Annotated in this window: 12 protein-coding genes; 11 read left to right on the top strand and 1 reads right to left on the bottom strand. The window is 67.0% G+C overall.

Translation table 11 applies throughout. The features are described from left to right. Positions 1 to 33: 33 nt before the first annotated feature. Positions 34 to 777, bottom strand: a complete 744-nt coding sequence (locus ACE3QW_RS03935) for a helix-turn-helix domain-containing protein (RefSeq protein WP_374250522.1) — start codon at positions 775 to 777, stop codon at positions 34 to 36. A gap of 211 nt (positions 778 to 988) precedes the next feature. Here ACE3QW_RS03935 and ACE3QW_RS03930 point away from each other — a divergent pair, with 211 nt between their 5' ends. The 11 genes from ACE3QW_RS03930 (at position 989) to ACE3QW_RS03880 (ending at position 13,155) form a co-directional block, all read left to right on the top strand. Then, positions 989 to 2,737 carry an APC family permease gene (locus ACE3QW_RS03930; RefSeq protein WP_374250520.1) on the top strand — a complete coding sequence of 583 codons (1,749 nt, stop codon included), beginning with the start codon at positions 989 to 991 and terminating at the stop codon, positions 2,735 to 2,737. Positions 2,738 to 3,112: 375 nt separating this feature from the next. Next, positions 3,113 to 3,601, top strand: coding sequence for a fluoride efflux transporter CrcB (gene crcB, locus ACE3QW_RS03925; RefSeq protein ID WP_374250519.1), 489 nt, complete (start codon positions 3,113 to 3,115; stop codon positions 3,599 to 3,601). A 186-nt stretch (positions 3,602 to 3,787) separates the two neighbouring features. Then, on the top strand, positions 3,788 to 4,981 hold the full coding sequence (locus tag ACE3QW_RS03920; protein WP_374250518.1) for a cupin domain-containing protein: 1,194 nt from the start codon (positions 3,788 to 3,790) through the stop codon (positions 4,979 to 4,981). A 211-nt stretch (positions 4,982 to 5,192) separates the two neighbouring features. After that, positions 5,193 to 5,843, top strand: a complete 651-nt coding sequence (locus ACE3QW_RS03915) for a DUF1275 family protein (RefSeq protein ID WP_374250517.1) — start codon at positions 5,193 to 5,195, stop codon at positions 5,841 to 5,843. A gap of 156 nt (positions 5,844 to 5,999) precedes the next feature. Continuing rightward, positions 6,000 to 7,226 carry an ABC transporter substrate-binding protein gene (locus ACE3QW_RS03910; RefSeq protein ID WP_374250516.1) on the top strand — a complete coding sequence of 409 codons (1,227 nt, stop codon included), beginning with the start codon at positions 6,000 to 6,002 and terminating at the stop codon, positions 7,224 to 7,226. Positions 7,227 to 7,276: 50 nt separating this feature from the next. Next, a complete protein-coding gene (locus tag ACE3QW_RS03905; protein WP_374250515.1) occupies positions 7,277 to 8,260 on the top strand; it encodes an amidohydrolase family protein in 984 nt (327 codons plus the stop codon). Between the two features lie 30 nt (positions 8,261 to 8,290). After that, on the top strand, positions 8,291 to 9,832 hold the full coding sequence (locus ACE3QW_RS03900; protein WP_250166880.1) for an aldehyde dehydrogenase: 1,542 nt from the start codon (positions 8,291 to 8,293) through the stop codon (positions 9,830 to 9,832). A gap of 39 nt (positions 9,833 to 9,871) precedes the next feature. Further along, on the top strand, positions 9,872 to 10,723 hold the full coding sequence (locus tag ACE3QW_RS03895; protein WP_250166881.1) for a branched-chain amino acid ABC transporter permease: 852 nt from the start codon (positions 9,872 to 9,874) through the stop codon (positions 10,721 to 10,723). Then, positions 10,720 to 11,709 carry a branched-chain amino acid ABC transporter permease gene (locus tag ACE3QW_RS03890; protein WP_374250514.1) on the top strand — a complete coding sequence of 330 codons (990 nt, stop codon included), beginning with the start codon at positions 10,720 to 10,722 and terminating at the stop codon, positions 11,707 to 11,709. The genes ACE3QW_RS03895 and ACE3QW_RS03890 overlap by 4 nt, the downstream gene beginning before the upstream one ends. Then, positions 11,706 to 12,443 carry an ABC transporter ATP-binding protein gene (locus ACE3QW_RS03885; RefSeq protein WP_374250513.1) on the top strand — a complete coding sequence of 246 codons (738 nt, stop codon included), beginning with the start codon at positions 11,706 to 11,708 and terminating at the stop codon, positions 12,441 to 12,443. The genes ACE3QW_RS03890 and ACE3QW_RS03885 overlap by 4 nt, the downstream gene beginning before the upstream one ends. Further along, complete coding sequence (locus tag ACE3QW_RS03880) at positions 12,433 to 13,155, top strand: ABC transporter ATP-binding protein (RefSeq protein ID WP_374250512.1); 723 nt, start codon at positions 12,433 to 12,435, stop codon at positions 13,153 to 13,155. Before ACE3QW_RS03885 ends, ACE3QW_RS03880 begins: the two co-directional genes overlap by 11 nt. Positions 13,156 to 13,159: the final 4 nt, after the last annotated feature.

Here is a 13,159-nt window from a genome sequence, read left to right as displayed (position 1 = left end):
CCCGCCGGGCCGCCGCGCGATCCGCCTTGAGGTTCATTCATTGTAGATGATGATGGACAGGAACTTCGCCCGCTCATCCAGCAGCCGCTCGGGGCCATGAACCACATTGCCGGAGAAGGTGAAGGCGTCGCCCGGCTCCAGGATATAGGTCCGCTCACCGAAGCGGTACTCCATCCGCCCCTGCAACATGTAGATGAATTCCGTTCCGGGATGGGAGAAGCGCGGCCAGGACAGGCTCTTCTTGTCCATCTCGATGAAGAAGGGTTCAAAGATCTTGCGCGGCCCCCGGTCATAGGAGAGCAGCCTGTAGGTGTGGCCGTGCTTGGTGCCCACCCGGACCACTTCCATCTGGTCCGCTCGCTTGATGAGCTGGGCCATGCCGTTCTGCTGGTCGGTCTCCTGAAACAGCTCGGCCATGCCGATGCCCAGCGCCTCGCACACCCGTTCCAGGGAATCGAGGCTGGCGGCGGCCGCGCCGTTCTCGATGCGGCTGAGCATGGCGCTGGAGATGCCGGCGCCCGCGCTCACTTCCGCCAGCGTCAGATTGGCGGATGCGCGGCGGTTGCGCAGCACGTTGCCGATGCGCTTTTCCAGCGGCACGCGGGCGGCGGACTGCTCGGAAGGGCCGAGGGCAGCCTCGGCGGATCTGGCGCGGCCGGGGGATTTCGCCTTCGTCGCGGACTTCGTCGCCTCACCGGCCGCTGGCAACGCTGGGACCTTTTCCGTCGATCCGGCCTGCGCGGATGCGCGCGCCGGCGCCTTCGCCTTCATGGCCATCACCAAACTCCCAAGGCCGTTACGTCAAGGGGAAAGCATAGCCGCGTGACGGTCCATTTGTAAGACCTTCCGCTAAGGAAAGAACTTGCGAATGCTGAATTTGCCTGTTGTCAGGCTGCAAAAATTATGCATCAAATGCATGAAATATAATTGCATATAATGCAATCACAGACGGCTCCAACGTAGCCGAACCTTCCAACGGGGATTAGTCATGACACTTGTGTCCAATGCCGAGCGGAGCGGCCACGCCTCCGTCGAGGACGCGACTGGCCTGCATCGGGCCATCGACTGGAAAGGGGCGTTCTGGATCGCCAGCGGCGTTCCGGCCCTGGTGCTTATCTCCATTGGCGGCATGGGCGCCACGGCGGGCAAGCTCGCCTTCCTGGTCTGGGCGCTCTCCGTGCTGATGGGCTTTGTCCAGGCCTATAGCTATGCGGAGATTGCCGGCCTGTTCGCCAACAAGTCGGGCGGCGCGGCCGTCTACGGGGCGGCGGCGTGGCTGCGCTATTCCAAGCTCACGGCCCCCCTGTCGGTGTGGTGCAACTGGTATGCCTGGTCGCCGGTGCTCTCGCTGGGCTGCGCGGTGGCGGCCGGCTATATCCTGAACGCGGTCGCGCCCCTTCCCGTCTTCACGTCCGAATCGCCCGAGGTGATCGCCTGGCTGAAGATGGCGGCGCATGCGGCGGCCATTGACGGCAAGAGCGCAGAGGAGGCCGCCAAGGTGGCCATCGCCGCCCTCACCGAGGCCGGCACCCCGGCGCTGCGCGCGTTCAAGCTGGTCAGCTTCTCCTTCTTCGGCCTCGCCAATATCGAGATCGGCGCCACCTTCTTCATCGGCGCGGTACTCATGCTGGTGGCCTTCGCCATCCAGCATCGCGGCATTCTGGGCACCGCGCGGGTGCAGATGTGGATCGGGCTCCTGGTGGTGGTGCCCATGCTGATCGTGGGCGTGGTGCCCTTCCTCAACGGCTCGGTCCACGCCGCGAACTTTTCGCCTTTGCTGCCGCCCGCCGGCAGCTGGAGCAACGGTGGCTGGACGCAATTCTTCGGCGCCCTCTTCATCGCCGGCTGGTCCACCTACGCCTTCGAAACCGCGGTCTGCTACACGCGGGAGTTCAAGAACCCCGGCAGCGACACCAAGAAATCCATCATCTCCGCCGGCCTGCTGTGCGTGGTGCTCTACGCGTTGGTGGCCGCCACGTTCCAGGGCTATCTCGGGCTCGACGGCATGACCGCCCCCGACATCGTGGACGGCACCGGCGTTGCCGCCGCCATGGGCAACATGGTCGGCTCCGGCTCGCCCATCATCACCCACCTGCTGGAGATGATGATGATCCTGGCGCTGATCCTCGCCATCATGATGGCCATGGCCGGCTCCTCCCGCACCCTTTACCAGGGCGGCGTCGACGGCTGGCTGCCCAAGTTCCTCGCCCACACCAACGCGCATGGCGCCCCGACCCGCGCCATGTGGACCGACCTCGTCTTCAACCTGGGCCTGCTCACCTTCGCGGCGTCGGATGCGACCGCGTATTACCTCATCCTGTCCATTTCCAACGTCGGCTACATGCTGTTCATCTTCCTGAACCTGCAGGCCACCTGGATTCATCGCATCGACAGCCCGGACATTCCCCGCCCCTACCGGGCGCCCAACTGGCTGGTGGCCTTCAATGCGCTGCTCGGCTTCTTCAACCTGCTGCTCATGGGGGCGGGCGCCAAGGTGTGGGGCAATCCCAACGCGCTCTGGTACGGGCTCGCCTTCGCCCTGGTGATCATTCCGGTCTTCCTCTTCCGACACTATGTGCAGGACAAGGGGCGCTTCCCCGACCACATGCTGGTCGATCTCGACCTGAAGGGACAGGACCTCGGCGCCCGGCGGGCGGGCCTCCTGCCCTATCTCACCTTGGCGGCCGGTGCGGCGGTGGTGCTGTTCGGGCACTTCTACTTCCAGCTGCCCGGCTGAAGGCCCAAAAGGCCCACAGGCTCCCGCGCCTACCGCGCGGGAGCCTTCCGACCTCGTAGAACGCAAGAGAACCGTGGGAGCAGAGACCTGTGGGAGCCAAGGGCGCCAAGCCGCCCATCTCATCCCCGGTCGAATGTTGGATAAGACGGCATTCGTGTGCAGGTTGGAACCGCTTACGAAGCTGACGGGCGGGTCCGAACGCCGCCCAGGATTTGACGGCCATCTCCCGCGCCCAGCACCACCCTCCGATCCTCGCTCACGTGCTCAGCGTCGCCAGCCAGGCCCTCTCCCACGCGACCTCATAGTCCGCCCCAGTACGCATACACTTGGGTTGTCCCACCAGTCGATGGTTCAGGCGCCGGACACGGATGTAGAATGTCCGCCTTCGCCCGCCCGTGGAATGCTTTCCACATCGATCGCGCCGGCAACGCGCAGATCAGCTTCCCGGCGAGGTGGACGATGCGTCTTTATACTTACGTTGCACTTGGCGGCGCGATCGGGTCCATCCTGCGCTTCGGGTTGAACCGCTGGTTCACCCTCCTGTTCGGCAGCGCCCTGCCGTGGGGGACCATTCTCATCAACATCGCCGGCTCATTCATCATCGGCGCACTCGCGGCGACCTTCCAGGGCGCCGGGTCGTCCGCGCCGATCGAAGTCCGCCAGTTCCTGCTGGCCGGCCTATGCGGCGGCTTCACCACGTTCTCGTCCTTCAGCCTCCAGACGCTCGACCTGCTCCAGGCAGGCGAGCCCGGGCGCGCGGCGCTCAATGTGGGCCTATCGGTGACGCTCGGCCTGACCGCGGTGGCACTGGGCTTCATGCTTCCGGGCGCCGTCGCCACAGTCTCGCGAAGCGTCGGTGCGTGAAGATCCCGGTGGCGGGCTCCCATACCAGCATATCACCTCGCCATACCAAGTCCGCACCGCAACTTCCCCACGTCTTATGGCGAACTCAGCGCATCAGACGACAGTCTACAGCGACATTCGACGGCACGCTTCGAGGTGCGAAGCAACGCCGCGCGTTTTTCTCAGGCAAACCATAAAGGAGCAGTCATGACCGCGTCCGACAACTCGCCCACCGGGTTCTACAGTGCCCTCGCCCAGGAAACCGCCACTGCCGAGCGCAATGTCTCGGCGAGCAATCCCGGGCCGAAGAACCACGCCCTGATGGCGATCAACCCCAATTCGGATACGCCCCCGCCCACCGATCATGGCGTGGTCGAGCCCTTCTGGTACTCCTTCGATCTCACCCATCGCCGCATCCAGGACGGCGGCTGGACCCATCAGGTCACTTCCCGCGAGCTTCCGGTCTCCAAGGACATCGCGGGCGTCAACATGCGGCTGACCCGTGGCAGCTTCCGCGAGCTTCACTGGCACCTCGCGGACGAGTGGGCGATCATGCTCTCCGGCCGGGCGCGCGTGACGGTGTTCACGCCGGACGGCGCCATGTTCGTGGACGACGTGGGCGAAGGCGACCTCTGGCTCTTCCCTGCCGGCGCGCCGCATTCGATCCAGGCGCTGGGCGACGACGGCTGCGAATTCCTGCTCGTCTTCAACCAGGGTGATTTTTCCGAAGAAAGCACCCTGCTTCTGTCCGACTGGCTCAAGCACACTCCGCCGGAGATACTGCAGAAAAACTTCGGCCTTGATGCCGAGGCGATCGCCCGCCTGCCCAAGGGCGAGCCCCTCTATATCTTCTCCGCCAAGGAACCGACCAACACGCTCGCGCAGGACATTGCCGAAGTGGCGCGCCACGCCGAAACGCCGAAGGTGTCCTACACCTTCAAGGCGAGCACCATGACGCCCACGCGGGAGAGCGCTTCGGGCACCGTGAAGGTGATCGATTCCCGCAACTTCCCGGCCTCGCAGAAGATCGCATCCGCCATCGTCACTGTGAAACCGGGCTGCATGCGCGAGCTGCACTGGCACCCCAACGGCAGCGAATGGCAATACTGGATCAAGGGGCGCGGCCGCATGACGGTGTTCCCCGGACAGGAGGCCGCCCGCACGATGGATTTCAGCTCCAACGACGTGGGCTTTGTCCAGAACATGGCCGGCCATTACATCGAGAATACGGGTGACGAGGATCTCGTGTTCCTGGAACTGTTCGTGGCCCCGGAGTTCCGCGACATCTCGCTGAACCGATGGCTGCGCGCGCTGCCGGAGCAGGTGGTGATGGACCACACCCACCTCACGGCCGAGGACATCCGCAAGATTCCCACCGGCCACCACCCCCTCCTTCCGTGACCCGAAAGGATGACCGGCGGTCTTCGGACCGCCGGCCGCCCCGTGCCTTGGGGCCGCCGTGCACAGACGGGCGGCAGTAACGGCTCGATCCCACCAGATCTTCGGCCACCCGTCCGAATAAATCCGCGAGGACGCAATGACGCTTCCTGCTCATCCGCCATCCCCGTCAGTCAGGCCGTTTCCGGCGACTCCTGCGCTGCCGACGTCCGCAATGGCCGCTGCCGTGCCGCTCGATCTCGCCCATCCGGCGGCTTTCGGGGCGGCCCTCACGGCTATCGCCGGATTTCTCGACGTTGTCGCCTATGTGACATTCAGCCATCTCTACGTTTCTTTCATGAGCGGGAACAGCATTCATCTTGGAATGTCTCTCGCGACATTGCGCGTTTCTGATATCGCGGCCATCAGCGGGGTCGTCGCGGCATTCGTCTTTGGCGCGGCGGCCGGGACACGGCTTCAGGATCACGCGGGCCCGCGCCTCCTGCCGCTCGCACTGGGCATCGAAGCCGGCCTTCTCCTCATCGCCGCCGCCGCGTCCAGCGTCACGCACTCCACGCTCTGCCTTCTGCCGGTCGCGATGGCCATGGGCCTGCAGAACGTGCTGCACCAGATGTCGGGCAAGACTTCAGTCGGCAAGGGCTTCGTCAGCGGCGCGCTGGTGCACCTCGGCCAATCCATCGCCCGGTTGCGTTCGCGAGAGCCGGATCCGTCCGGCACGGCGACCCTTTTTGTGGGCTGGATGGCCTTCGTCGCCGGCGCGGCCGGCGGGGCGCTCCTGATCGCGCCGCTCGGCCTCGTCGCCTGTCTGCTGCTCGCGGCGGCTGTTCTGCTGGCGCTGCTGATCGCCGATTTCCTCATTCGTTGAAATCACTTGCACGTTCCACCGCGCCGCCTGCGGAGGACGCTCCACGCGGCGCCACGGCGCCGACGCGTCACATCCCGCCGCGAACCGCCTTGACGCAGATCACCTCCCATGCGAATAGTGATCGAACGATAAATAAAAATCGTCCGGGAGGATTACATGATCTCAAGGAGAGGATTCCTGGGAGCGACGGCTGCTGCCGTCTCCTATGGCGCGCTGCCCGCGATGGCCCAGCAACAGCCCATCCGCATCGGCATGCTCACGATCAAATCCGGCGCCCTGGCCGCCGGCGGCCGGCAGATGGAGGACGGCTTCCGCCTGTTCCTGCGGGAGCGTGGAGACCGCGTCGCCGGGCGGCCGGTGGAATTCATCGTGGCCGATACGGGCGGCCAGCCGGCGCTTGCCAAGACGCGAGCGCAGGAGCTGGTGCAGCGCTCGGGCGTGCAGGTGGTGGTGGGGCCGGTCGCGGCCTTCGAAGCGCTGGCGATCAACGATTACTTGCAGGAGGCGGAGATTCCCTTCCTGTGCTGCTCGGCTGCTGCGGAAGATCTCACCCAGCGCCGCCTGAACCCCTGGTTCGTGCGCACCTCCTCCACCTCCGCTCAGCCGTGCCATCCGCTTGGCGACTATGTGGCCCGGGAGCTGAAGTACAAGAAGATCGTCGCCATCGCCGATGATTTCGCCTTCGGCCAGGAGCAGACCTCAGGTTTCCAGAGGACGTTCGAGGCGGCCGGCGGCACCCTCGTGAAGAAATTGTGGGCGCCGCTGAATGTGGCGGACTACGGCTCCTACATTTCGCAGATCGGTGAGCCCGATGCCGTTTTCGCCGCCTTCGCCGGGGCGAACGGCCTGCGCTTCCTGCGGCAGTATTCGGAATATGGCCTGAAGGGAAAAATCCCGCTCATCGGCTCCATGACCACGGTGGATGAGGGCGTGCTGCACAGCATGGGTGATGAGGCCATCGGCATCATCTCCGCCGGCTGGTATTCCGCCGCTCTGCCCGGCGAAGCCAACGCGCGCTTCGTCGACGCGCTGCGCAAGCAGACGGGCGTCGATCCCGGCTTCTATTCCGAAGGCGCATACTCGGCCGGCCTCGCGCTGGAGGCCGCGCTGAAGGCGGTGGACGGGAAGATCGAGGACAAGCAGGCGTTTATGAATGCCCTGCGCAAGGTGGATATCAAGGACGATCCGCGCGGGCCGTGGCGGCTCGACAGCTACGGCAATCCCATCGAGAATATCTACATCCGCAAGACGGAACGTCGCGACGGACGGCTGATGAATACGGTCATCAAGACCTACGAGAACGTCTCGCAGTTCTGGACCTACAAGCCGGAAGCCTTCCTCGCCGCGCCGGTCTACTCGCGCAGCGAGCCCACCCGGCTCTGAGCGCGCGCCGCCCCGCGCCCCCCTGCCCACACCCTTGCGAGCACGGTTCCATGATCGTCGACGCCCATAACCACGTCATGCCGGAGGCCATCATCCGGCACCTCGAAAGCCGCGAGGATCTGTTCGGCGTCCGGGTCGACCGGGCGGAGGGCGCAGCGCGCCTCGCCCACCGCGAAGGCTTCGCCTATCCCCTGTTCGAGGAGTTTCTCACCCCCGAACGCAAGATCGAGGCGCTGAACCGTCGCGGCCTTGATGCCGCGATCATCTCGCCCTCGCCCACCCTGTTCTTCTACCGCGCTCCACCGCAGGCGGAGGCGGAGTTCGTGCGGCGCCTCAACGACGAGATCGCCGCCTTCGCCGCGGCGGCGCCGCAGCGGCTTAGGCCCATGGGCACCCTGCCCATGCAGTCGCCAGACGCCGCAGTCGCCGAGATCGAGCGCATCGTCTCCGACCTCGGCATGCGATCGGTAATGATCGGCTGCCACATCGACGGCGCCGCGCTCTCCGAGCCGAAGTTCAGGCCCGTGCTGCGGCGCGCGGCGGAGCTCGGCGTGCTCATCCTCACCCATCCCTATTACTTCGGAGCCAAGGCGGGTTTCGAGAAATACTATCTCACGAACCTTGCCGGAAATCCGCTCGACACCGCCATCATGGCGGCGGACCTGATTTTCGGCGGAGTGATGGAGGAGCTTCCCGACCTGAAGGTCGCGCTCTCCCACGGCGGCGGCTTCCTGCCCTACCAGATCGGCCGCCTCGTCCACGGCTGGAAGGTGCGGCGCGAGGCGCAGACCATCGCGACCTCGCCCAAGGAGCTGTTCCGGCGCTTCTATTTCGACACCATCACCCATGATGCCGGGGCGCTCGCCTATCTCATCGATCTCGTCGGGCCGGAGCATGTGCTGCTCGGCACCGATATTCCCTTCGACATGGCGGACGAGACCGCGCTGGACACACTCGATGCCGTGCCCGGCCTCTCCGGCGATGCGCGCGCCCGCATCGCCGGCCTCAACGCCTGGGCACTGACCGGCGGCTGACCGCCGCATCCCGACCCAACGGAGACACTCATGGCACTCACCCTGGAACCGGCTTCGGCCGGAACGCCCCGTCACGACCTCGTCAAGGGCCTGTTCATCGACGGCCGCAGCGTCGATCCCGGCCCGCGCGCGCTCATGAACATCACTGCCCCGCGCGACGGCACCACCATCGCGCAGGTCATCGAGGCGAGCGCGGAGGATGTGGACCGCGCGGTCGCCAGCGCCGATGCCGCGTTCCGCTCCAAGGAGTGGCGCGGAATGTCCGTGCGCACCCGGGCTCGGCTGGTGAACAAGCTCGCCGACGTGATGGAGGCCCATCTCGACGAGCTGTTCGAGCTGGAGACGCTGAACAACGGCCGGCCCGTGCGCGAGACGCGCGCCCAGCTTGCCCGCGTGCCGGACCTGTTCCGCTACAATGCCGGCCTCGCCATGGCGCGGCGCGACGATGTGATCCCGGTGGAGGGCGATTATCTCACCTATGCCCGCCGCCTGCCGGTGGGGGTGGTGGCCAATGTCACGCCCTTCAACCATCCTCTGCTCATTGCCTGCCGCAACCTCGCCCCCACCTTCGCGTCGGGCTGCACCACTGTGGTGAAGCCGTCCGAATACACGCCTCTGACGACGCTACGCCTCGCCGAGATCTTCTCGGAAGCCGGCCTGCCGCCGGGCGTGTTCAACGTGGTGACCGGCCCCGGCGCCGTCACCGGGCGGGCGCTGTCGGAGCATTCCGGCATCCGCAAGCTGGTGCTCACCGGCGGCACGGAAGCCGGACGCCGGGCGGGCGCGGCCGCCGCCAGCAATTTCGCGCGCCAGACGCTGGAGCTGGGCGGCAAGACGCCGGTGGTGGTGTTCGACGATTTCGACCTCGACCAGGCGGTGAACTATGCCGCCTTCGGCGCCTTCGTCGGCGCCGGGCAGACCTGCGTCTGCGCCGCACGGCACATCGTGCAGCGCTCCATCTACGATGCGTTTGTCGAGAAGCTCGCGGCCAAGGCGAAGGCCATCGCCGTCGGCGACCCCTTTGACGCCGCAACCCAGATGGGGCCGGTGATCTCCGAGCGGCAGCGCGCACGTGTGCTGGAATTCGCCCGCATCGGCATCGAGGAGGGCGCGCGGCTGGTGGCGGGCGGGCGCGTGCCGCCGGCCCTAGCCAACAGCCACGGCTTCTATGTGGAGCCCACCGTTTTCGCCGACGTGGACCCGCGCATGCGCATCTTCCAGGAAGAGGTGTTCGGCCCGTTCACGGTGGTGACACCGTTCGACACCGAGGACGATGCCGTGCGCATCGCCAACGACAGCCCCTACGGCCTCGCCGCCGCCGTCCGCACCCGCGACATCGCCCGCGCCCATCGCGTGGCCGACCGCATCGAGGCCGGCATCGTCTGGATCAACGACCACCACCGCGTGGACGCCGCCTCGCCCTGGGGCGGCTTCAAGCTCTCGGGCATCGGCCGCGAGTTCGGGAAGGAGGCGTTCGACGCCTATTTCGACGTGAAGGCGGTGATGGTCAACGTGGGCGACCAGCCATTCGACTGGTTCGACATGAGCGCCCCCACCCAACGGCTGAACTGAAACCGCCCGCCCCCGCGGCGGCCCCTGGAGATGGCCTCCATGTTCTGGATCAACGGTTTCCTGAACAGCTTCGCGTTCGGCGCGATCCTGTTCCTGCTGGCGGTCGGGTTTTCCCTGATCTTCGGCCTCATGCGGGTCGCGAACCTCGCCCACGGCGCCCTGTTCATGCTGGGAGGCTATATCGCCACCTCCGCGGTGGGGCTGGGCTTCGCGGGGGCGGTGCTGGTGGCCGGGGCGGCATGCGCCGTGTTCGGCGGCATCCTCGAGCGCACGCTCATCCGCCGGCTGGCAGGGCGCGAGCTGGCGCAGGTGCTGGGCACGCTCGGCCTCGCCTTCATCATCGCCGACCAGTGTCTCCTCGTGTGGTCGGGCGACCCCATCGCCCAGCCAGCGCCGGAGGCGCTGCGCGGCGCGGTCGGGTTCGGCGGCATCGTCTTCCCCGCCTACCGGCTGGCTCTGGTGGCGTTGGCGCTGGTGGCATTCGTCGGCATCTGGGCACTGGTGGAGCGCACCACGCTGGGCGCCCGCATCCGCGCGGCGGTGGATGACCGGGAGATGGCGCGGGCCATGGGCATTCCCGTCTCGCGCCTGTTCACCACCGTCTTCTGCCTCGGCGCCGGGCTCGCCGGCATCGGCGGGGCGCTCGCGGCGCCCATCATGTCGGTCTATCCGGGCCTTGATTCCGAAATGCTGCCGCTGGCGCTCCTCGTGGTCATCCTTGGCGGCATCGGCTCGCTCACCGGTGCGCTGGCGGGCAGCCTCGTCATCGGCCTCGTCTACACTTTCGGGCAGATGCTTCTGCCCGATCTCGCCTACGTCATTCTGTTCCTGCCCATGGTGGTGGTGCTCGCCGTGCGGCCCCAGGGCTTCTTCGGGAGGCAAGCCGCATGAAAAACCCTGGCCTCAAGACCCTCGGTATCCTCCTCATCTGCGCGGCGGCGGTTCCCCTCGTGCTGCCAGGGCCGTTCTATCTGTCCATCGCCACGCAGGTTCTGGTCTACGGCCTGTTCGCGGTGAGCGTGAACCTCATCGCGGGCTATTGCGGCATGGTCTCCCTGGGCCACGCCGCCTTCCTCGGCATCGCCGGCTATGCCTTCGCGCTGCTGACGACCAGCACCGGCTGGCCGCTCTGGGCGGCGATCCCGGCGGCGGTGGCGCTGTCGGTGGCGGCGGGCGCACTGTTCGGCCTCGTGGCGCTGCGCACCTCAGGCCTGAGCTTTCTCATGATCACGCTCGCGCTGGGCCAGATCGTGTGGGGCATCGCCTTCCGCTATGTGGATCTCACCAATGGCGAGAACGGCATCTCCATGCCCCGCTTCCAGGGGCTGCTGGCCAGCGGCACGGGGCTTTACTACCTGTGCCTCGCGGTGACGGCGGGCTGCCTCGCGCTCGTCACCATCCTCGCCGGCTCGCCGCTCGGCGCCTCCATGCAGGGCGTGCGCGACCAACCCCGGCGGATGAGCACGCTGGGCTACGACGTGTGGCGCATCCGCTATGCGGCCTATGTGCTCTCCGCCGGGATCGCGGGCATCGCCGGCGTGCTCTACATGCTGCTGTTCCGCTTCATCAGCCCGCACACGCTCTCGCTGACGGTCTCATCGGAAGCGGTGCTGATGGTGATCGCCGGTGGGCTCGGCACCACCTTCGGCCCCATCGTGGGCGCGGCGCTGGTGGTGCTGCTGAAGAATGTCGCCAGCGCCTATACTGATCGCTGGCCGACGCTGCTCGGCCTCATCTTCCTCTTCATCATTGTGGTGGTTCCCGAAGGCCTCCTGCCCGGCGCGCGGCGGCTGATGCGGACCTTTGGCAGCCGCCTGGCCACGCGGCGTGGTCCGACGCCCATTCCCGCCGCGCCCATCAAGGAGGCCCGCCCGTGACAGCACTCCGGATCGACGATCTGCACAAGAGCTTCGGCGGCCTGCACGTCATACAGGGCGTGAACTTCACCGTCGAGCCGGGCGAGCGGCGCCTCCTGCTTGGCCCGAACGGCGCGGGGAAGACCACGCTGTTCAACCTGATCGCCGGCGATCTCAGGCCCACCGCCGGGCAGATCCGCCTCGCCGACGAGGACGTGTCGGACCTGCCCACTTTCCGGCGCGCGGCGCGCGGCATCGGCCGCACGTTCCAGATCCTCACGTTGTTCTCGCGCGAGAGCGTGATCGGCAACGTCATCATGGCCCTGCTGGGTGGACGCCCGCAGCGCTGGAAGCCCTATGGCGCGGTGGCGAAGGACCCCGTCTTGCGGCGCGAGGCGCTCGATGTTCTGGCGCGGGTGCGGCTCGACACGCTGGCCGATCGGCCCGTGTCGGAGACTTCCTACGGCGAAAAGCGCCGGCTGGAGATCGCCATGGCACTGGCGCAGGCCCCTCGCATCCTGTTGCTGGACGAGCCGCTCGCCGGCCTGTCGAAGGAGGAGCGCGGGACGGTGAGCGCCCTTCTCGCCGAGCTGCCGCGCGACCTCACCATCCTGATGATCGAGCACGACATGGATGTCGCGCTCGCCTTCGCCGAGAAGATCGCCCTCCTGCACTATGGCCGCCTGATCGTGGACGGCACGCGCGAGGAGGTGATCGCGGACCCGAGGACCAGGGAGGCCTATCTTGCCCAGTGACGCCGCGCTCTCGCTCTCGGCCCTCAACGCCTTTTACGGCGACAGCCACATCCTGCACGACGTCTCGCTGGAGGTGGCACCCGGGCGCATCCTCGCTTTGCTCGGACGCAACGGCGCGGGCAAGACCACCTGCATGAACGCCCTCGCCGGCCTGCTTACCACCCGCACCGGGCGGATCCTGCTCAATGGACGGGATATCTCCGGCTTCTCCCCGGAGGCCATCTGTCGGGCGGGCCTCGCGCTGGTGCCGCAGGGGCGGCGCATCTTCCGCAGCCTCAGCGTGGAGGAGAACCTCGCCGTCGCCCGCTGCCCCCGGCCGCCGGACGGGCGGGTGGCGTGGACGGACGAGGACATCTACGGCCTCTTCCCCCGTCTTAGGGAGCGGCGGCGGCATCCGGCCGGGCTCATGTCCGGCGGCGAGCAGCAGATGCTGGCCATCGGCCGGGCGCTGGTGACCGCGCCGCGCGTGCTGCTGATGGACGAGCCGACAGAGGGCCTCGCCCCGCAGATCGTCGCCGAGGTGGGCGGCATCGTCGGCCGGCTGCGCGCCGCCGGGCTGTCGGTGATCCTGGTGGAGCAGCACATGGCCTTCGCGCTGAAGCTCGCCGACGAGGTGGTGGTGATCAGCACCGGGCGGGTGGTGGACAAGGCCCCGGCTTCGGCCTTCCAGGCCGATCCGGCGCGGCTGGAGGAGCATCTGGGGGTCCACTGAGGGA

Source organism: Xanthobacter sp. (assembly GCF_041911315.1).
GTDB lineage: Bacteria > Pseudomonadota > Alphaproteobacteria > Rhizobiales > Xanthobacteraceae > Xanthobacter > Xanthobacter aminoxidans.
Note: the sequence above shows the minus strand (reverse complement) of the source record. Positions and strands in the feature narration are given on the sequence as shown.